Source organism: Limnohabitans sp. TEGF005, from assembly GCF_055394835.1.
Window position 1 is genome coordinate 57,570 of record NZ_AP029226.1, and the last position, 19,408, is coordinate 76,977.

General features: G+C 58.4%; 16 protein-coding genes. 13 read left to right on the forward strand and 3 right to left on the reverse strand.

Features of this window, described 5'->3' with window-relative positions; genetic code table 11:
* Window positions 1-36: 36 nt before the first annotated feature.
* The 4 genes from ACZ5RG_RS00260 (at window position 37) to ACZ5RG_RS00275 (ending at window position 4,173) form a co-directional block, all read left to right on the forward strand.
* On the forward strand, window positions 37-1,224 hold the full coding sequence (locus ACZ5RG_RS00260; protein ID WP_464448222.1) for an MFS transporter: 1,188 nt from the start codon (window positions 37-39) through the stop codon (window positions 1,222-1,224).
* 35 nt (window positions 1,225-1,259) lie between these two features.
* A complete protein-coding gene (gene ssb / locus ACZ5RG_RS00265) occupies window positions 1,260-1,760 on the forward strand; it encodes a single-stranded DNA-binding protein (RefSeq protein ID WP_298599774.1) in 501 nt (166 codons plus the stop codon).
* Between the two features lie 113 nt (window positions 1,761-1,873).
* Window positions 1,874-3,208, forward strand: a complete 1,335-nt coding sequence (locus ACZ5RG_RS00270; RefSeq protein WP_464447505.1) for a DUF3422 family protein — start codon at window positions 1,874-1,876, stop codon at window positions 3,206-3,208.
* Window positions 3,209-3,417: 209 nt separating this feature from the next.
* Entirely contained in the window at window positions 3,418-4,173 is a 756-nt protein-coding gene (locus ACZ5RG_RS00275; protein WP_464447506.1) for an SDR family NAD(P)-dependent oxidoreductase, read from the forward strand.
* 78 nt (window positions 4,174-4,251) lie between these two features.
* Here ACZ5RG_RS00275 and ACZ5RG_RS00280 read toward each other — a convergent pair whose 3' ends face one another.
* Window positions 4,252-5,166, reverse strand: a complete 915-nt coding sequence (locus ACZ5RG_RS00280; protein ID WP_464447507.1) for a LysR family transcriptional regulator — start codon at window positions 5,164-5,166, stop codon at window positions 4,252-4,254.
* Between the two features lie 97 nt (window positions 5,167-5,263).
* On the opposite strand from ACZ5RG_RS00280, the gene ACZ5RG_RS00285 reads away from it, so the two are divergent.
* Genes ACZ5RG_RS00285 through tcuB form a run of 4 tightly spaced genes read left to right on the forward strand, consistent with a single transcriptional unit; the run spans window position 5,264 to window position 10,867 of the window.
* Window positions 5,264-6,223, forward strand: coding sequence for a Bug family tripartite tricarboxylate transporter substrate binding protein (locus tag ACZ5RG_RS00285; RefSeq protein WP_464447508.1), 960 nt, complete (start codon window positions 5,264-5,266; stop codon window positions 6,221-6,223).
* A complete protein-coding gene (locus ACZ5RG_RS00290; RefSeq protein WP_464447509.1) occupies window positions 6,201-8,255 on the forward strand; it encodes a 4-oxalomesaconate tautomerase in 2,055 nt (684 codons plus the stop codon). Before ACZ5RG_RS00285 ends, ACZ5RG_RS00290 begins: the two co-directional genes overlap by 23 nt.
* A 16-nt stretch (window positions 8,256-8,271) precedes the next feature.
* Window positions 8,272-9,714: an FAD-dependent tricarballylate dehydrogenase TcuA gene (gene tcuA, locus ACZ5RG_RS00295; RefSeq protein ID WP_464447510.1), complete on the forward strand. Its 1,443-nt coding sequence runs from the start codon at window positions 8,272-8,274 to the stop codon at window positions 9,712-9,714.
* Complete coding sequence (gene tcuB / locus ACZ5RG_RS00300) at window positions 9,701-10,867, forward strand: tricarballylate utilization 4Fe-4S protein TcuB (RefSeq protein WP_464447511.1); 1,167 nt, start codon at window positions 9,701-9,703, stop codon at window positions 10,865-10,867. The genes tcuA and tcuB overlap by 14 nt, the downstream gene beginning before the upstream one ends.
* A gap of 28 nt (window positions 10,868-10,895) precedes the next feature.
* Here tcuB and mnmA read toward each other — a convergent pair whose 3' ends face one another.
* Entirely contained in the window at window positions 10,896-12,035 is a 1,140-nt protein-coding gene (mnmA, locus tag ACZ5RG_RS00305; protein WP_298597582.1) for a tRNA 2-thiouridine(34) synthase MnmA, read from the reverse strand.
* Between the two features lie 137 nt (window positions 12,036-12,172).
* Between mnmA and ACZ5RG_RS00310 the strand changes: the two genes are divergently transcribed.
* Complete coding sequence (locus ACZ5RG_RS00310) at window positions 12,173-12,838, forward strand: lytic transglycosylase domain-containing protein (protein ID WP_298597579.1); 666 nt, start codon at window positions 12,173-12,175, stop codon at window positions 12,836-12,838.
* 43 nt (window positions 12,839-12,881) lie between these two features.
* Here the strand turns inward: ACZ5RG_RS00310 and ACZ5RG_RS00315 are convergent, their stop codons facing one another.
* On the reverse strand, window positions 12,882-13,376 hold the full coding sequence (locus ACZ5RG_RS00315) for an NUDIX hydrolase (RefSeq protein WP_298597576.1): 495 nt from the start codon (window positions 13,374-13,376) through the stop codon (window positions 12,882-12,884).
* 217 nt (window positions 13,377-13,593) lie between these two features.
* Here ACZ5RG_RS00315 and ACZ5RG_RS00320 point away from each other — a divergent pair, with 217 nt between their 5' ends.
* The 4 genes from ACZ5RG_RS00320 to ACZ5RG_RS00335 all read left to right on the forward strand — a co-directional run bounded on the left by ACZ5RG_RS00320 (window position 13,594) and on the right by ACZ5RG_RS00335 (window position 19,404).
* Window positions 13,594-15,201: a Re/Si-specific NAD(P)(+) transhydrogenase subunit alpha gene (locus ACZ5RG_RS00320; protein WP_464447512.1), complete on the forward strand. Its 1,608-nt coding sequence runs from the start codon at window positions 13,594-13,596 to the stop codon at window positions 15,199-15,201.
* Window positions 15,202-15,258: 57 nt separating this feature from the next.
* A complete protein-coding gene (pntB, locus tag ACZ5RG_RS00325; protein ID WP_464447513.1) occupies window positions 15,259-16,674 on the forward strand; it encodes a Re/Si-specific NAD(P)(+) transhydrogenase subunit beta in 1,416 nt (471 codons plus the stop codon).
* 186 nt (window positions 16,675-16,860) lie between these two features.
* On the forward strand, window positions 16,861-18,543 hold the full coding sequence (locus ACZ5RG_RS00330; RefSeq protein ID WP_464447514.1) for a long-chain-fatty-acid--CoA ligase: 1,683 nt from the start codon (window positions 16,861-16,863) through the stop codon (window positions 18,541-18,543).
* Between the two features lie 99 nt (window positions 18,544-18,642).
* Complete coding sequence (locus ACZ5RG_RS00335; protein WP_464447515.1) at window positions 18,643-19,404, forward strand: 5'-methylthioadenosine/adenosylhomocysteine nucleosidase; 762 nt, start codon at window positions 18,643-18,645, stop codon at window positions 19,402-19,404.
* Window positions 19,405-19,408 lie beyond the last annotated feature (4 nt).

Sequence of the window (19,408 nt, forward strand, 5' to 3'; positions counted from 1 at the left end):
ATCCCTGAAAAGCAATCTGCTTCCTCGTCTGTGTCCATGACACCCATGGAGCGCCGCGCCAGTGCCTCGTTGGCCGGCATTTTTGCGCTGCGCATGTTGGGTTTGTTTTTGGTGTTGCCCGTGTTTGCCCTGGAGGCGCGCAAATACCCGGGCGGAGATGACCCTGCCCTGCTGGGCCTGGCCATGGGCATTTATGGCTTGACGCAAGGTCTGTTGCAGTTGCCTTTTGGCATGGCCTCAGACCGCTTTGGGCGCAAGCGCGTGATTGTTTTGGGCCTGGTCATTTTTGCCTTGGGCAGTTTTTGGGCTGCGGGCGCGACCGATTTGACAGGTTTGCTGGTGGGGCGCAGCTTGCAAGGCGCTGGTGCTGTTTCGGCCGCCGTGACGGCTTTGCTGGCTGATTTGACCCGCGACGAAGTCCGCACCAAAGCCATGGCCTTGGTGGGTGCCAGCATCGGCTTGATGTTTGCCTTGTCTTTGGTGGTGGCGCCAGTGCTGGTCGCCGTCATGGGTTTGTCGGGCCTGTTCGGCTTGACCGGCGTGTTGGCCCTGTTCGGCATTGCGGTGGTGGTTTGGGGTGCGCCCCCGGCACCGGCCCAGATGAAGGGGCAAGCCCGGGGGAGCCTGAAGGATGTGCTGCGCCATGCGGGCTTGATGCGCCTGAATTTTGGGGTTTTCGTGCTGCATGCAGTGCAACTGGCCATGTGGGTGGCGGTGCCCGCTTTGCTGGTGCAATCGGGTTTGCCCAAGGCCGCGCATTGGCAGGTTTATTTGCCCGCCGTGCTGGGGTCGTTTGTTTTGATGGGCGGTGTTTTTGCTCTGGAGCGGCGGGGGCATCTCAAAAAAGCGTTTTTGGCTGCGATTGCCCTGATCGCGCTGGTTCAAGTTGGCTTGCTGGTCCAGTCATCCGGCACGTCCAGCGTGCTGGTCATGGCCTGGCTGTTGTTTGCTTTTTTCTGTGGTTTCAATGTGCTGGAAGCCACGCAACCCAGCATGGCCTCCCGCATGGCGCCCCCTGCGGTTCGTGGCACGGCATTGGGCGTTTACAACACTTTGCAGTCGCTGGGCTTCTTTGTCGGTGGCTGGTTGGGCGGTTGGTTGGTGAAAACCTGGGGCAGTCCTGCCTTGTTTGCCTGCTGCGCCGTGGCCATGTTGGTCTGGTGCTTGGTCGCGCTGCCCATGCAGACGCCGGGGCGGGCTGCACCCGTCCAGCTTGCTGAGTAAAAGCCGCATAATCCGGGTCTTATCGAGGAGTTTTCATGGCATCCGTCAACAAAGTCATCATCGTCGGCAATCTGGGCCGCGATCCCGAAACCCGCTACTTGCCTTCTGGCGATGCTGTGAGCAACATCAACGTGGCGACCACCGACCGCTACAAGGACAAAGCGACCGGCGAGATGAAAGAGGCCACCGAGTGGCACCGCATCAGCTTTTTCGGCAAATTGGCCGAAATTGCAGGCCAGTACCTGAAAAAGGGCTCGCAAGTCTATGTGGAAGGCAGTTTGCGCACCCGCAAGTACACAGACAAAGACGGCGTCGAAAAATTTGCCACCGAAATCCGTGGCGAAACCATGCAAATGTTGGGTGGCCGTCAAGGCATGGGCGGTCCGTCCGATGACGGCGGTGGCGGCGGCGGTTATGCGCCTCGCCCGTCGGCACCGGCTGCACGCCCTGCGGCGGCACCAGCCCAGCGGCCAGCTGCTGCACCCAAGCCAGCGGCCAGCAGTTTTGACGACATGGACGACGATATTCCGTTCTGATCCAGCGCAGATGTCGAAATTCGAGCCCACCGCACATGTGCCGTGGGCTTTTTTCATGGGCTCAGGCCATTTTCAAATGACAAGTCCGGAGCTTCTTAATTCACAATGTACTGATGAATGAAATGAACGCCCGTTATTTGCCGCTGGACGATGAGCAGCGGCGTCAACTTCACAACGAAGTGCATGCCCGGCCATCGGCCCGGGTTCGATTGCCCGCATTGATTGTGTATGTGGCCGTGCTGAACGAGGGGGTGGGCCGTGAGCAAGAGTGGCAGCACCTGAAAGACCTGCCCGGTCATGCCGACTTGGCGCTGGACCGCTTGAATGGCAATTTTTTACGCCTGCGCTGCGACGGTTTCACCGTCAAATGGGAGCGCCACACCGAGTTCACGCGCTATTCGATCGTTCAGCCCTTGCCTGCGCACGCCGGGTGGGGATCGGTTTCGCCCGAGCTGGCATCGCAAGTTGTGACGGGCACGGCGTGGTTGCGCGCCATTCCGGGCAAGACCGTGGCCGCCATCCATTTGGGCATGCTGGCCGCCCCGGTGGATGCGCCCGACACCGTCGCCCAGGCGCAGGCTTGGTTGGGCGAGGGTGCAGTGGTGGGCTCGCGCATGGGCAACACCACCGAGGGCTTGCCACACTCTTGTGTGTTGACCCATTTCAGACTGGGGGCCGATGGCTTTGAGCGCATGTTGGTGCTGGCGCCGGCGGACACCAGCGAGGCCCGTGCCGGGCGCATTTCGCAGCGTTTGCTGGAGCTGGAAACCTATCGCCTGATGGCCTTGCGGGGCTTGCCAGTGGCCAAAGCCTTGTCGCCCGTGCTGTCTGACGCCGAAGCCCAACTGGCCGAAATCACGGCTCGGCTGGAACGCAAAGAAGACAGTGACCAGGCTTTGCTGGATGTGCTGGTGTCTTTGGCTGCCCGCATCGAACGGGCCACAGCGGAACACGGTTACCGTTTTTCGGCCACACGGGCTTATGACACTTTGGTGAGCCAGCGCATTGCCGAGTTGCGTGAACGACCGATTGCCGGCACCCAGACGGTGGGTGAATTCATGCAGCGCCGTTTGTCGCCCGCCATGGCCACGGTGGCGGCCACGTCGCAGCGCCTGTCGGCCCTGTCAGAGCGGGTGTCGCGCACCAGTGCGTTGCTGCGGACCCGTGTTGATATTGCCACCGAGACTCAAAACCAGGTCTTGCTGGAAAAACTCACCCGTGGGCAGGACCTGCAACTGCGTCTGCAAAGCACGGTGGAGGGTTTGTCGATTGCGGCGATTTCTTATTACGTGGTCAGCTTGGTGCTGTATGGCGCCAAGGCCCTGGACAAGCTGGGTATGCCGGTGAACCCTGAAATGGCTGCAGGCCTGTCAATCCCCTTGGTGCTGTGGGGGGTGTGGAAGACGGTGCAACGGATTCATGCACGCATCCACCACTCCGGAACATGACAATCCGCCTCGATTGAGCCGGTTCAAAATGATCCTCCTCCGTGGAGCAGAAGAATTTTGAAATGTTGGGCACCGAGCAACCGTGTTTTGCGCGTCAATTAAAGTGTTCGAACGGCGGTTGCGCAGGCAAATTTATGTCGTTCTGGGTGTGCTAAGCTGAAATTAAAGACTCGCCACACGGGGTGGCTATGCATTCAAAAGGATGGGATATGGACCTTCAACTTAATGGAAAAACGGCCTTGGTGACGGGTGCCAGTGTGGGCATTGGCCGTGGCATCGCCAAAGCCCTGGCGGCCGAAGGGGTGCGGGTGGCCGTGTCGGCCAGGCGCGTGGACAAGCTCCAAGAGTTGGCCGCCGAAATTGTGGCGGCCGGTGGCCATGCGCCGGTGATCATCGAGTCCGATCTGTACGCCGAAGATGCGGCCGCCCGTTTGTCGCAGGCGGCCTTGGCTGGGTTGGGGAGTGTCGATATTTTGGTCAACAACGCCGGTGGCTCGCGCAGTTTCAAAGAGCTGCATGTGAGCGAAGAGGCCTGGCAAGAAGCCATCACCTTGAACTTTCACCGGCCACGTCAGGTGGCCGATGCACTGATTGATCAGATGATCGCGCGGCAATGGGGGCGCATCATTAACATCACGGGCAAGAGCGAACCAGAACATACCAATGGCGCGTTTTGCGCCAAGGCCGGCATGCACAGCTGGGCCAAGGGTTTGTCGCGCATGGTGGGCAAGCACGGTGTGACGGTGAACTGTGTGCCGCCCGGGCGCATCCACTCCGAGCAGATTTTTCGCAACTACACACCTGAATACCGCCAGTGGCAGTGTGACAACGAAATCCCGGTGGGCCGTTACGGCGAACCTGAAGATATGGCCAATCTGGTGACGTTTTTGGCATCACCCTTGGCCAGCTACATCACCGGGGCTGTGATCCCGGTCGATGGGGGCCTGCGCAAATACCAATTTTGATGTCTTGTGGAATCGGGACCTGCGCATTGCAGCTGTTGCGTCAGCTTGCAGCGCGCAGGGTCAAGGCCGATGGGCGGATTAGCGACCGGTGATTTTGCGTTTGCGCAAAGCCTCGAACAAATGGTCATGAAACATGGCCGCAGCAGGGCGTAACGTGCTTCCTTGTTTGCGAAGCAAGCCCAGGCTGCGCGAAATCGTGGGGCTTTTCAGGGGCAGGCCAATCACAGCGGGGTGATTGGTCGGCAATGCCGTCCGGGGCACTGCGGCGATGCCCAGCCCAGCTTCCACCATGCCCAGCAGTGTGCCTATGTGGCTGACTTCAAAGGCATAGTTTGGAATCAAGCCGACCTTGCTCATGACATCGTCCAGCAATTGGCGATTGCCGCTGCTGCGCGCAACGGAAATGAGACGTTCGCTTTCAATTTGTGACCAGGTAACGCTTTTTCGACTTGCAAGCGGGTGATCGCGTCGCATGGCGACGACAAATGGATCGTTATGGATGCCTTCGAAAGTGATTTCCGGCATCAGTGTGTTCATGAAACCAATGCCAAAGTCTGATTCACCGGTCAATACGCTTTGCAAGGTCTGGTTCATGGACTCGTCGATCACCCGAATCCGGATGGACGGGTAGTTGACAGAAAAGCTACTGATGACATGCGGTAAAAAATACAAAGCTGCGGAGGGCACACAGGCCACAGTGACGCGTCCACTGCGTGTTGCTGCGATGTCGGAGATGCCCAAAATGGCCGATTCCAAATCATCTATGGCTGCACGCGCCCTTTCGAGAAATATGCGGCCGACGCTGGTCAGCTCTACTTCGCGCGTTGTCCGATTGAATAGCCGGGTCTCAATAATAGACTCCAGTTTTTCGATGCGTCGACTCAACGCTGGCGGTGACAAGTGGATGTGTTCTGCCGCAGCCCTAAAGCTGCCGCGCTCGGCTACAGCAATGAATGCCTGCAGTTGTTGCAAATCAAAATTAATGCGTGTCATGCATCAATCATATTAAAAATTGCAATTCAACAAAAGTTGAAATTCCTGCACCATTCGCAAACTTTGAAAACAAGCACGAAACATTGAAAGGTTCGGTATGAAGTTGAATGTGGCATGGGTGGCAGGTTTGGCCTTGGCGATGACTTGCAATTTGAGTGTGGCGCAGTCGGAGAAACCACTGACCATCGTTGTTCCTACGGCGGCAGGCGGGGGCAATGACGCCATGGCCAGGACCATTGGACAAAAATTGGGTCTGCTGCTCAATCGGACTGTGATTGTGGACAACAAGGCTGGCGCAAATGGCGCATTGGCGGCAGAGTTTGTGGCCAAGGCTGCGCCTGATGGCAACACCCTCATGTTCGGTTACATCGCTACACACGCCATGAATCCGGCTTTGCAAAAGTTGCGTTATGACCCCGTGAAGGACTTTGAGCCTGTCGGACTGGTCGGGTATTCGCCCACGCTCATGGTTGTCAACCCTGCGTTAAAAGTCAAAGATGTCAAGGACTTGGTCCGTGTCTTGAAGGAAAAGCCGGATCAGTTCAGCGTCGCCTCTGCTGGCAACGGAACTGCGCCGCATTTCGCCGCTGAATTGTTCAAATTGTCGACACAAACGTCGTTGCTCCATGTGCCTTACAAAGGTTCCGCGCCAGCTGTCAATGACACCATCGGCGGGCAGACACATGTGATGTTCCCCAGTTTGTTCACGGGGGCACCTTTTGTGAAGGCAGGGCGATTGCAAGCACTGGCCATAGCCGGAAATAAACGCTCAGCGCTGCTCCCAGATGTTCCGACCTTGAAAGAGCAAGGCATCGACGGCGTTGAGGTGGATCAGTGGTATGCGATTTTTGCGCCGGCTAAAACGCCTAAAGATGTCGTTGTCAAACTGAATCAGGCTTTGAACAAGGTCCTGAATGACAAAGAAATCATCAAACGCATTGAGGGGCATGGCGCCGATGTTGAAACCAGTACACCAGAACAGCTGGGCGACATGGTTCGCAAGGATTTGGTCAAGTGGCGCCAGGTGGTGCAACGTGCCAAATTACAGGCTGACTGAAATGCAGACTGTGAATCGAACAATTCCCTGCGTTCTGATGCGTGCTGGGACATCGCGTGGGCCCTTCTTTCTCAAGGAATGGTTGCCCTCCGATCCGGCCTTGCGTGATCAGGCTTTGATTGGTGCCATTGGTGCATCAGATCCGCTACAGCTGGATGGTCTGGGGGGGAACAGCACCCTCAACAGCAAGGTGGCGATCGTATCGCGCTCATCTTTGCCTGATTGTGATTTGGACTACTTGTTTGCCCAAGTAGGTGTCGGTCATCAATCTGTGGATACACGGCCCAATTGCGGCAACATGTTGTCGGGGGTGGCCCCATTTGCCATTGAGCAGGGCTTGATTGAGGCACAGCCAGGCACGACGACTGTGCGTATCCACAATGTCAATACGGGCGCCAAGATAGAGGCCACCGTTCAAACGCCTAATGGGCGGGTAACTTACGAGGGGTCTGCTCGAATTGACGGCGTGGCTGGAACGGCCGCACCTGTTTTGCTGAATTTTTTGGATGCCCGGGGGGCGGTCACTGGGCAGTTGTTTCCCACCGGTAATCGCATTGAAAAGATCGATGATGTCGAGGTGACTTGCATTGATGCCGCCATGCCGCTGATGATCGTGCGGGCCAAGGATCTGGGTTTGACTGGGCGTGAACGCCCAGCGGAACTGGATGCCAACAGTGGGCTGCTTTTGAAGCTCGAATCCATGCGGCTTCAGGCCGGTCTGCGCATGGGGTTGGGCGATGTTTCTGGCAGCGTTGTGCCTAAGCCGGTGGTGGTCAGCCCGGGCGATGACGCTGGCAGCATCGTGTCCAGGTATTTCACGCCGCATCGGTGCCATGTTTCCCATGCCGTGACGGGGGCGATTGGAGTGGGAACCGCTTTTGCGTTGCCTGGAACCGTGGCGTCTGGAGGATTGCGGACAGCCGGGCGGCACTTAATGTCAGTGGTGCACCCTCAGGGCAAGATTGATCTGGATGTTGAGTTGGTGGGTGAGGGCCTGAACGGCGTTGTACAGAAAGCCGCTTTGGTGCGCACGGTACGGAAAATCATGCAAGGTGAGTTGTATTTGCCGGACTATGTTTTCCCATCCGATGAACGTGAACCGGCGGCAGCCACCGTATCGGGATATCCGAGTGAAGAAATCACCATCATCGTGCCGACCACTGCGGGCGGTGGCAATGACACCATGGCCAGAATTTTGACGCGCAAATTGGGGCCGGATCTGGGGCAGTCCATACAGGTGGACAACCGTGCTGGCGCCAACGGAAGTGTGGCTGCAGAATTTGTCGCCGCAGCAAGGCCGGACGGCTACACATTGATGTTTGGCTACATCGCTACGCATGGCATCAATCCGGTCATGCAAGAGGTTCGTTATGACCCATTGAATGATTTCCGTCCTGTCGGACTGATCGGCTATTCGCCGAGCATGTTGGTGGTGAGTGCCGGTCTGAAGGTCGCATCAGTTTATGAGTTGATTGAGCACATCCGCCTGCACCCGGAATCCATGATGTATGCCTCGGCAGGTGAAGGCACGGTTCCGCATTTGGCCGCTGAAATGTTCCTGAACCACCATGGCTTGGTGGTGGAAGGTGTGACGCATGCAGGGGCAGCGCCGGCCATCAACTCCATTGTTCGAGGTCAGACGCAATGGATGTTTCCCAGCTTGTTCAGTGCTTTACCCTATCTGAAGACGGGGAAGTTGCGTCCATTGGCGGTGGCAGGGCTGCATCGCTTACCGGATTGGCCTGAGGTGCCAACGTTCGGGGAGTTGGGTTTGGATGCGCTTGATTTGACTCAGTGGTATGGCTTGTTTGCGCCTGCAAAGACGCCGGATCACATCATTGCGCATTTGAACGCGGCGCTGAATCGGGTGCTCTGTGATCCAGAAATCGTGAGCAGGATGCTGCAAGACGGCGCGCAGGTTCAGGCCAGTAGCCCTGATCAACTACGCCAGCATGTCACAGCGGAGCTTGAGCGATGGGCCGGTGTCATGTCGGCATTTCATGTTTCCGATACAGTTGACGCCGTGTCATAAACAGGAATTTGAAACAATGACCGTGGATGTTTTGGTGATCGGCGGGGGCAATGCCGCCTTGTGCGCGGCGCTGATGGCCCGTGAAGCCGGTGCCAGCGTGCGGGTGCTCGAGTCGGCGCCGCGCGAATGGCGCGGCGGCAATTCGGGCCACACCCGCAACCTGCGTTGCATGCACGATGCACCGCAGGATGTGCTGGTAGATGCCTACCCCGAAGAAGAGTTCTGGCAAGACCTGCTCAAAGTGACGGGGGGCCTGACCGATGAGCATCTGGCGCGTCTGGTCATTCGCCACTCGGCGACCTGCAGGCCCTGGATGTTCAAGCACGGCGTGCGCTTTCAGCCGTCGCTGTCGGGGGCTTTGCACACGGCCCGCACCAACGCTTTTTTCATGGGGGGTGGCAAAGCCCTCATGAACGCTTATTACCGCAGCGCCGAGAGACTCGGTGTGCAGATCGATTACAACGCCGAGGTCGATCAGATCGAGTTGGACGCGGGCCGCTTTGTGGCGGCGTCGGTCATGCACAAAAGCCCCGATGGTTCGGTGCGGCGTGAACGCATTGAGGCCAGCGCCTGTGTGCTGGCTGCAGGAGGCTTTGAGTCCAACCGCGAATGGCTGCGCGAAGCCTGGGGCCAAAACGAGCGCGGTGAATACCCGGCTGATCAGTTTTTGATCCGTGGCACGCGTTACAACCAGGGCGTGCTGCTCAAGCATATGCTGGACCAAGGTGCCGACCGCATCGGTGACCCGACCCAAGCCCATATGGTGGCGATTGACGCCCGTGCGCCACTTTACGACGGTGGCATTTGCACGCGCATTGACTGCGTGTCTTTGGGCGTGGTGGTCAACCGCGAAGCCCGTCGTTTTTACGACGAAGGTGAAGACTTCTGGCCCAAACGCTATGCCATTTGGGGCCGATTGGTGGCGCAGCAGCCGGGGCAGGTGTCGTATTCCATCATCGACGCCAAAGCCGTGGGCCGCTTCATGCCGCCCGTGTTTGAAGGCACCCAGGCGGACAGCTTGCCCGAGCTGGCCCGCAAGCTGGGGCTGGACGAAGCTACTTTCATGCAGACTCTGAACGACTACAACGGCGCCTGCCGAGAAGGCTCTTTTGACCACACGGCGCTGGACGACTGTCATACCGAAGGCGTGAGCCCCGCCAAAACCCATTGGGCCAGGCCCCTGGATACCGCACCCTATTACGCCTATGCCGTGCGGCCTGGCGTGACCTTTACTTATCTGGGCCTCAAAACCGATGACACCACCGCTGTGCGTTTCAACAACCGACCCAGCCCCAACCTGTTTGTGGCGGGCGAAATGATGGCGGGCAATGTGCTGGGCAAGGGCTACACCGCTGGGGTGGGCATGACGATCGGCACCGCATTTGGTCGCATCGCAGGCGAGCAGGCAGCCAAGGCCGTCAAAGCACAAAAAGAAGGAGCAGGCCATGCAAACGCTTGAAGCCCTGACCCGTGACGCCCGCGCTCTGGCGCGTGGTGAGATGACGGTACCCGAGGCCGAAGTGGCGCGGCAAATGCAGATTTGCAATGGCTGCCGTTACTGCGAGGGTTTTTGTGCGGTGTTCCCTGCGATGACGCGGCGTCTGGAGTTCGGCAAGGCCGACATCCATTACATGGCGAACCTTTGCCACAACTGCGGTGCCTGCCTGCATGCATGCCAGTACGCGCCGCCGCATGAATTTGCCATCAATGTGCCCAAAGCCATGGCGCAGGTGCGTGGCCAGACTTATGTCGACTACGCCTGGCCTCCTGCATTGGGGCGGCTTTACCAGCGCAATGGCCTGACGATCTCTTTGATGCTGGCGCTGGGCTTGGGCCTGTTTTTGGTGCTGGCCATGCTCAAGCAAGGCACGCTGTGGGGTGCGCCGGTCGCGGGTGGGTTTTATGCCGTGTTCCCGCACAACCTGATGGTCAGCTTGTTCGCCCCGATTTTTCTGTTTGCCGTTCTGGCTTTGGGCCTCGGTGTGCAGCGCTTTTGGCGAGAAGTGACCCCGGCTACCAGCGGGGCACCATTGAGTGCGCCAGCAGCCGCAGAAGCGACCGGTGCCGCATTGCGTTTGAAATACCTGGATGGCGGACATGGCGAAGGTTGCCACAACGAAGACGATGCCTGGACGCATGCCCGCCGGCGTTTTCACCACCTCACGTTTTACGGTTTCATGTTGTGCTTTGCGGCCACCAGCGTGGCCACCGTTTATCACTACCTGTTGGGTTGGCCGGCCCCTTACGCCTTGTCCAGTTTGCCCAAGTTGTTGGGGGTGGTGGGAGGAGTGAGTTTGCTGTGCGGTACGTGCGGGCTGGCTTGGCTGAACATCCAGCGGCACCCCGACCATGGTGACCGTGCACAAAAGCCAATGGACCTGGGCTTCATGGCCTTGCTGGCCTTGATCAGTTTGAGTGGCCTGTTGTTGTGGTGGTGGGGTGCGACCGCCGCCATGCCCGTGCTGCTGGCTGTCCACCTGGGGGCGGTGATGGCCTTGTTTTTGACTTTGCCTTATGGCAAGTTTGCCCACGGCATTTTCCGCACGGCGGCCTTGTTGCGTTTCGCGGTCGAAAAGCGCGAGCCCAACCGCTTGGGTCTGGGCGGCGAATAAAGCAGCTCCTGAGGTGGCGCTTCAGGGTTCAGGCCATGGGCATGGTGGGCGCGGAGTGGATCACGCCGCCGCCCAGGCACACCTCGCCGTCATAGACCACGGCGCTTTGGCCGGGTGTGACGGCCCACTGGTTTTCGCTGAAGTGAAGTTCGAAACCGGCTTGCCCATCGGCCATGCTCAGCGTTTGCAAATCGCAGGGGGCATCCGCTTGCCGGTAGCGCGTTTTGGCGGCATAGCGGCCAGGCTCGGGCGCGGTGCCAGCGCACCAGCTCACGTCGGTCGCTTGCAGTGTGGGTGATTGCAGCCAAGGGTGCTCATGGCCTTGCACCACCCACAGCGTGTTTTTCTCGGCGTCTTTGCGTGCCACAAACCAGGGGGTGTGTTCGCCACCGCCGCGTTGTGCGCCTTTGGCTTTGATGCCGCCAATGCCCAAGCCTTGGCGTTGGCCCAGGGTGTAAAAACTCAGCCCCACATGTTGCCCGATGGTGCGGCCCGAAGGGTCTTTGATGGGGCCTGGTTCTTTGGAGATGTAGCGGTTCAAAAAGTCTCTAAAAGGTCGCTCACCAATGAAGCAGATGCCTGTGGAGTCTTTCTTTTTGGCGTTGGGCAGGCCAATTTCTTCGGCAATGCGGCGCACTTCGGTCTTGTGCAACTCGCCGACAGGGAACAATGTTTTGGACAATTGCGCTTGATTCAGTCGGTGCAAGAAATAGCTTTGGTCTTTGGACGCGTCCAAGCCCTTGAGGAGTTCGTGCCGGCCTGTTGCGCTGTTCAGGCGCACGCGGGCGTAGTGGCCGGTGGCGATTTTTTCGGCCCCCAGCCGCATGGCGTGGTCCAAGAATGACTTGAACTTGATTTCGGCGTTGCACAAGATGTCGGGGTTGGGGGTGCGCCCGGCTTGGTATTCACGCAGGAATTCAGAGAAAACGCGGTCTTTGTAATCGGCCGCGAAATTGACGTGCTCAATCTCGATGCCCAGCACATCGGCCACGGCGGCGGCATCGACAAAGTCAATGTTGGAAGAGCAATATTCGCTGTCATCGTCATCTTCCCAATTTTTCATGAAGATGCCAATGACGTCATAGCCTTGTTGCTTGAGCAAATAGGCGGTGACAGCGGAGTCGACGCCGCCGGACAAGCCGACGACCACACGAGGGAGTTGGGACATGCCGTAATTATCCCGTGACTGCCTGCGATGCCTGCCGAGGTCATGAATTTATAATGCCAAATGGGTCAAAATTCATGAATCGAGCCTGCACTTGGTGCCAACACTTCAGAACATTTCTGCACGATGTCGCGCATGGGATGTTCATCATCACCCACAGTGGTCTGGCCATGGTGGGCTTGACTGCGGTCAGTCTGGTATTGGCTTTGTGGCTGAACCCGCATTGGCTGCACAGCGCCGAAGGTGAAGTGTTCAACTGGCTGCGGGAGCGCAGGGTTTTGTTTGCATGGTTGCCCGAAAACACGGCGGAACGGGCAACAGCCGTGAACTTGCAGGATTTGCCCCCTTCTCAGGCCGCAGTGGCCGAGTGGTTGGGGCGCAAATACAAGGTTGCACCAGAGCCTTTGGCGGCTTTGGTGGTCGAATCTCATGTCTTGTCGAAAAAAACCAAGTTGGCACCGCATTTCATTTTGGCAGTGATGGCCATTGAGTCCAATTTCCATCCTTACGTGCAAAGCCAGGCGGGGGCTCAGGGCTTGATGCAGGTGATGACCGATATTCACGTCAAGCGCTATGAGGTTTATGGGGGGCGCCTTGCCGCGTTTGACCCCATTTCCAATTTGCGGGTGGGCGTGGCGGTGTTGTCTGACGCCATCAAGCTGCGCGACGGCTCTCAAGAAGAGGGTTTGAAGTTCTATCTGGGTGGCTATGGCTTGACCGAGGATGGGGGCTATGTGGCCAAAGTGTTTGCCGAGCAGGCGCAGTTGGACCTGGTCGCCGCAGGCCAAAAACCGCCTGTTCAATGAGGGTTTCCTGAGCCCTTGCAGCCATCCGCAGGCCTCTGAACGCTCAGGTTGGCAAAACCGGGCGCTGAGTGACGGCCAGATCGGTGTAGATCACCTCCAGCGGATAGCGTTGCCCGGCCAGATGGTCTTCGATGCAACGCAAGACAAGCGGGCTGCGGTGACGAGCTGCACTGTTGCGCACTTCTTCAGGCGTCATCCACAAAGTGCGGACAATGCCTTCGTCCAGGCTCAGGTGGGGCTGCAATTCACCGATGTCGCCGCAAAAAGCCATGCGCACGTAAGTGATGTCTTCCCCAGTGGTCGGGCGCTGAAAACGCGACAAATAGATGCCAACCAATGCCGTTGGTGTGAACGGGTGTGCCGTTTCTTCCAGGGTTTCGCGTGCGCAGCCATCGGCGGGTGATTCGCCCTCGTCCAGATGACCGGCCGGGTTGTTCAAGCGCAAACCTTCTTGGGTGTGTTCTTCGATCAACAGGTAGCGGCCTTCTTTTTCAATGATGGCGGCGACGGTGACATTGGGTTTCCAGCGTTTGTCCATGCCTGAGATTATGAAGTGCCCGCTGGACATGGGCGGGCTTGACGGGACTTTTGCCGGCAAACAAATGGCCTGTTTCGTTTAATATAAGAGGTTGCTGATATTTTGCTTTTGGGCCCGTCAGTTACTTTGAGGCAGGGCTTGTACGGGTTTTGATAATGTTGACTTGGGTTAAGCTGACGCATCGGCTATTTTTTGTGAATTGAGTGAGGAGACATTCATGCAGACAGGCGAAAACGCCCCCACGCCTCAGCGAATTGGCGTGCCACGAGAGATTTTTTCTGGCGAAAAACGGGTTGCTACGGTGCCCGATGCGGTGACCAAGTTGGTCAAACTCGGCTTTGCCGTGGTGGTGGAGCAGGGTGCAGGCGAGCTCGCAGACCTGTCCGATGGTGCTTACATCGAGGCCGGTGCGACCATCGCGCCGAGCGCCGCAGCCCTCTGGAGCGGCAGCGACATCGTCTTCAAAGTGCGTGCGCCCACGTCGGACGAGGTGGCGCTGATGCACGAAGGCCAGACGCTCATCGGCTTTCTGTGGCCCGCCCAAAACCCCGATTTGATGCAGCAGTTGGCAGCGAAAAAGGTCACGGCGTTGTCGATCGACGCCCTGCCCCGCACGCTCAGCCGAGCCCAGAAGATGGACGCGCTGACCTCCATGGCCGGCGTCAGTGGCTACCGCGCTGTGGTGGAGGCAGCGAATGCCTTTGGCCGTTTCTTCAACGGCCAGATCACGGCCGCAGGCAAAGTGCCACCCGCCAAGGTGTTCATCGCTGGCGCCGGGGTGGCCGGTTTGGCTGCGATCGGTGCTGCGGCCAGCCTAGGCGCCATCGTGCGCGCCAACGACACCCGTGCCGAAGTGGCCGACCAGGTCGTGTCGCTGGGCGGGGAATTCGTCAAAGTGGATTACGAAGAAGAAGGCTCGGGCGGCGGCGGATATGCCAAGGTCATGAGTGAGGGCTTTCAGGCCGCGCAGCGCGAGATGTATGCGCAGCAGGCCCGCGAGGTGGACATCATCATCACCACGGCGCTCATTCCCGGAAAACCTGCGCCCAAGCTGATCACCGCAGAGATGGTCATGAGCATGAAGCCTGGCAGCGTCATCGTCGACATGGCCGCCGAACAAGGCGGCAACTGCGAACTGACCGAACCCGGCAAGGCCGTCGTCAAACACGGCGTGACCATCGTCGGGTACACCGACCTGGCCTCGCGCATGGCACGCCAGTCGTCCACGCTGTACGGCACCAACTTGTTCCGCTTGACCGAAGAGCTGTGCAAAACCAAAGATGGCGTCATCAACGTCAACATGCAAGATGACGCCATTCGGGGTCTGACGGTCATCAAGGATGGCGAAATCACCTGGCCCGCCCCCCCGCTGGTCGTGGCCCCCAAACCTGCGCCGAAGCCTACGGCAGCGGTGGCCGAGAAGAAAAGCGGTCATGGCCACGGCAGCAGCGGCCCGATGCCCGTCAAAACCCTCGCCTTGGTATTTGGTTTGGGTGCACTGGCGTTTTGGGCCATCGGTGCCTACGCTCCGGCTGCCTTTTTGGGTCACTTCACGGTGTTTGTGTTGGCCTGTTTCATCGGCAACATGGTGGTGTGGAACGTGACCCCCGCGCTGCACACGCCGCTGATGAGCGTCACCAACGCCATCTCCAGCATCATCGTGATCGGCGCACTGGTGCAAATTTTGCCGCCAGAAGCCGGCACCAATGGTCGCTCGGATCAGCTCATCCAGTGGTTGGCCTTTGCCGGGATTGTGCTGACGGCCATCAACATGTTTGGTGGCTTTGCGGTCACCCATCGCATGCTCGCCATGTTTCGAAAGTAATGACTTCGGGGACAGATTTACAGCGCTGTCCCCGACCGAATAAGAAAAGAGTCACTCATGTCCTTTAGCCTGGCCACGGTCGCCTACCTCGGTGCCGCCATTCTCTTCATCCTCAGCCTGGGGGGCTTGTCCAACCCAGAAACGTCGCGTCGCGGCAACCTCTACGGCATCATCGGCATGACGCTGGCGGTGCTTGCCACCATTTTTGGCCCCCGTGTAGCCGCCGCGGGAATTCCGTGGATCGTCGGTGCCCTGCTCATTGGTGGCAGTGTCGGTTTGTATGCCGCCAAAACGGTCAAGATGACCCAGATGCCCGAACTCGTGGCGCTCATGCACAGCTTGGTGGGTCTTGCGGCTTGCCTGGTGGGTTTTGCCAGCTACGTCGACACCTCGATCCAGTACACCGGCGCCGAGAAGGTCATCCACGAAGTGGAAATCTACATCGGCATCCTGATTGGCGCAGTGACCTTCTCAGGGTCATTGATCGCCTTTGGCAAGCTCAATGGCAAGATCGGCGGCAAACCCTTGCTGTTGCCTGCACGGCACTGGCTCAACCTGTTGGGCCTCTTGGTCGTGATTTGGTTTGGTCGTGAGTTTGTGAACGCACACGATGTGCAAAGCGGCATGACGCCGCTGATCGTGATGACCGCGATCGCGCTGCTGTTTGGCATCCACATGGTCATGGCCATTGGCGGTGCCGATATGCCGGTGGTGGTGTCCATGCTCAACAGCTATTCCGGTTGGGCCGCAGCGGCCACCGGTTTCATGCTCAGCAACGACTTGTTGATCGTGACGGGTGCCTTGGTGGGCTCCAGCGGGGCCATCCTGTCTTACATCATGTGCAACGCGATGAACCGCAATTTCATCAGCGTGATCGCTGGTGGTTTTGGAGGAGCGGCAAAGCCCGCGCCCAAGGCCGATGGCGCGGCCGCTGAGCCGCAGGGCGAAGTGGTGCCCGTGAGCGCCACCGAAACAGCCGAGCTGCTGCGCGATGCCAATAGCGTGATCATCGTGCCGGGTTATGGCATGGCTGTGGCGCAGGCCCAGCATACCGTCAACGAAATCACCAAAACCTTGCGTGACAAGGGCATCAACGTGCGTTTCGGCATCCACCCTGTGGCGGGTCGCATGCCCGGCCACATGAACGTGCTGCTGGCCGAGGCCCGAGTGCCCTACGACATCGTGCTTGAGATGGATGAAATCAACGACGATTTCCCCGACACAGATGTGGTCATGGTCATTGGTGCCAACGACATTGTTAACCCGTCCGCGCAGGATGATCCGACCAGTCCGATCGCCGGCATGCCTGTGCTCGAAGTCTGGAAGGCCCGTGCCAGCATTGTCATGAAGCGTTCCATGGGCAGCGGCTACGCGGGTGTGGACAATCCGCTGTTTTACAAAGACAACAACCGCATGCTGTTTGGCGATGCCAAGAAAATGCTCGATGAGGTGCTGGTCGCATTGAAAGCATAAGGTCGCCTACAGGGCGGACGCTTTGCGTCAAGAGGGCGGAAGAATCAATTCTTCCGCCCTTTTTTCTTGGGCAGAAAGAAGGGGCGGATGACCCGCGCCAAGGTGCATTTTTCGCGTAAACCCTGAGACCTTGCATGTCAGTCTGCCGTCAGATCTACGGTAGACTGACTCTCAGGAGAACTCGATATGAACTTGAATCCCGTTTGGCTGAAAAGTTACCCCGAAGGCGTCCCAGCCGACATTGATACGACCCAATACAGCTCCTTGGTGGCTTTGCTTGAGGAGGGCTTTGCCAAGTACGCAGACCGTACGGCCTACAGCTTCATGGGCAAGGACATCAGCTATGCCCAGACCGACCGGGAAAGCTTGGCCTTGGCGGCGTATCTGCAATCTTTGAGACTCAACAAAGGCGATCGCATTGCGATCATGATGCCCAACGTGCCGCAGTATCCGGTGGCCGTTGCGGCCATCTTGCGTGCAGGTTTTGTGGTCGTCAACGTGAACCCGTTGTACACCCCGCGTGAACTTGAGCACCAGCTCAAAGACTCCGGCGCCAAAGCGATTGTGATTGTCGAAAATTTTGCTGCCACGCTCGAGAAATGCATCGCTCAAACCTCGGTTCAGCATGTGGTGTTGGCTTCTATGGGGGACCGTCTGGGTTTGCTCAAGGGCAGCTTGGTCAACTATGTGGTGCGCAACATTAAGAAGATGGTGCCTGCATTTAACCTGCCCCAGGCGGTCCGCTTCAACGATGCCTTGACCCAAGGCAAGCAGATGGCGTTCCTTCGGCCCGAGTTGTTGGCAGACGATATTGCCGTGCTGCAATATACCGGTGGCACCACGGGTGTGTCCAAAGGGGCGGTCTTGCTGCACCGCAACCTGATTGCCAATGTCTTGCAATCCGATGCCTGGAATGAGCCGGTGATGAAACGCATCCCTGCGGGTCAACAATCCACCTCAGTGTGCGCTTTGCCGCTGTACCACATCTTCGCTTTCACGGTGAACATGATGCTGTCCATGCGTTCGGGCGGCAAGACCATCCTGATTCCCAATCCGCGCGATTTGCCTGCCGTGCTCAAAGAGTTGTCCAAGCACACGTTTCACAGCTTTCCGGCGGTGAACACCTTGTTCAATGGCTTGGCCAATCACCCGGATTTCAACACCGTTAACTGGTCCAACCTCAAGGTGTCGCTGGGGGGTGGCATGGCCGTGACGCCCAACGTGGCCAAGCTCTGGCTCGAGAAAACCGGCTGCCCGATTTGCGAGGGCTACGGTTTGTCTGAAACCAGTCCTTCGGCCAGCTGCAACCCGACCACCAGCACCGAGTTCACGGGCACGATTGGCGTGCCGATTCCCGGCACTTTCATGAAGCTGCTTGACGATGAAGGCCACGATGTGACCACGCCCGGCATGCCCGGCGAAATCGCCATCAAGGGCCCCCAAGTCATGGCGGGTTATTGGCAGCGTCCCGATGAAACGGCCAAGGTCATGACCGCTGACGGGTACTTCAAATCGGGTGATGTCGGCATCGTGGACGAGCGGGGTTATTTCAAGATCGTCGATCGTAAGAAAGACATGATTCTGGTCAGTGGTTTCAATGTCTACCCCAATGAAGTGGAAGAAGTCGCTTCTGCTTGTCCTGGCGTGATGGAGTGTGCAGCCATTGGTGTGCCTGATGAGAAAACCGGCGAGGCGGTCAAGTTGGTGGTGGTCAGAAAAGACCCTGCGTTGACCGATGCGCAAGTCATCGCCTATTGCCGCGAGAACATGACCGGTTACAAGCAACCCCGTTTGGTCGAGTTTCGCGACGAGTTGCCCAAAACGCCAGTCGGCAAAATCTTGCGGCGCGAGTTGCGCAACAAGGCCTGATCGCCCGTCTCCGGGGTTTGTACCCGACACACTGCCAAGCGGCCACACAGTTCACTTGTGGCCGTTTTTCTTTTTGACGCATTGCACAAGGGGTGATCCATGGCCGTGATCGGCATCATGAGCGCTATGCACGAAGAATTGGCGGCTGTGCTGGCGCGCATGCCAGACGAGCAGCGCGTTACGGTGGCCGGGCGGGACTTTTGGGTGGGCCACTGGCAAGGGCATGCGGTGGTGGCCGTGCTGTCACGCATTGGCAAGGTGGCAGCGGCCACAACGGCCACGGTGTTGCTCGAACGCTTTCAGGTTGACACCCTCGTGTTCACGGGTGTGGCTGGTGGTATGGGCTCGGGTGTGCGTGTGGGCGATGTGGTGGTGGCCAACGGGTTTGTGCAGCACGACATGGACGCTTCCCCGCTGTTTCCCCGTCATGAAGTGCCGCTGTATGGTCGAGCCCGTTTTGAGACCGATGTAAACCTCTCGGCACAACTGGCGGAGGCTGGCCAACAGGTGCTGGCGAAAGCTGCGCAGCACTTGGGTGCGGGCACTTTGGCCGATTTTCAATTGGATTCACCCCGCGTGCACCAGGGACTGGTCATCAGTGGCGACCGATTTGTTGCGACCTCGACCGAGAGTCAAGCGCTGCGTCTGGCTTTGCCCGATGCTTTGGCTGTGGAAATGGAAGGTGCGGCAGTGGCGCAGGTGTGCCACGATTACGCAGTGCCTTTTGCCGCAGTGCGCACCATCTCAGACCGGGCTGACGATGCCGCTCACACCGACTTCAACCGTTTCATCCGCGAAGTCGCCAGCCGCTACAGTCTGGCGATTTTGTCGCAATGGTTGACCAACAGGCCCCCCGATTGATGGC

Excerpts from the sequence above, each read along its gene's own strand:
- ACZ5RG_RS00260 (WP_464448222.1), top strand. The coding sequence starts at position 37 with ATGACACCCATGGAGCGCCGCGCCAGTGCCTCGTTGGCCGGCATTTTT.
- ssb (WP_298599774.1), top strand. The coding sequence starts at position 1,260 with ATGGCATCCGTCAACAAAGTCATCATCGTCGGCAATCTGGGCCGCGAT.
- ACZ5RG_RS00270 (WP_464447505.1), top strand. The coding sequence starts at position 1,874 with ATGAATGAAATGAACGCCCGTTATTTGCCGCTGGACGATGAGCAGCGG.
- ACZ5RG_RS00275 (WP_464447506.1), top strand. The coding sequence starts at position 3,418 with ATGGACCTTCAACTTAATGGAAAAACGGCCTTGGTGACGGGTGCCAGT.
- ACZ5RG_RS00280 (WP_464447507.1), bottom strand. The coding sequence starts at position 5,166 with ATGACACGCATTAATTTTGATTTGCAACAACTGCAGGCATTCATTGCT.
- ACZ5RG_RS00285 (WP_464447508.1), top strand. The coding sequence starts at position 5,264 with ATGAAGTTGAATGTGGCATGGGTGGCAGGTTTGGCCTTGGCGATGACT.
- tcuA (WP_464447510.1), top strand. The coding sequence starts at position 8,272 with ATGACCGTGGATGTTTTGGTGATCGGCGGGGGCAATGCCGCCTTGTGC.
- tcuB (WP_464447511.1), top strand. The coding sequence starts at position 9,701 with ATGCAAACGCTTGAAGCCCTGACCCGTGACGCCCGCGCTCTGGCGCGT.
- mnmA (WP_298597582.1), bottom strand. The coding sequence starts at position 12,035 with ATGTCCCAACTCCCTCGTGTGGTCGTCGGCTTGTCCGGCGGCGTCGAC.
- ACZ5RG_RS00310 (WP_298597579.1), top strand. The coding sequence starts at position 12,173 with ATGTTCATCATCACCCACAGTGGTCTGGCCATGGTGGGCTTGACTGCG.
- ACZ5RG_RS00315 (WP_298597576.1), bottom strand. The coding sequence starts at position 13,376 with ATGGACAAACGCTGGAAACCCAATGTCACCGTCGCCGCCATCATTGAA.
- ACZ5RG_RS00320 (WP_464447512.1), top strand. The coding sequence starts at position 13,594 with ATGCAGACAGGCGAAAACGCCCCCACGCCTCAGCGAATTGGCGTGCCA.
- pntB (WP_464447513.1), top strand. The coding sequence starts at position 15,259 with ATGTCCTTTAGCCTGGCCACGGTCGCCTACCTCGGTGCCGCCATTCTC.
- ACZ5RG_RS00330 (WP_464447514.1), top strand. The coding sequence starts at position 16,861 with ATGAACTTGAATCCCGTTTGGCTGAAAAGTTACCCCGAAGGCGTCCCA.
- ACZ5RG_RS00335 (WP_464447515.1), top strand. The coding sequence starts at position 18,643 with ATGGCCGTGATCGGCATCATGAGCGCTATGCACGAAGAATTGGCGGCT.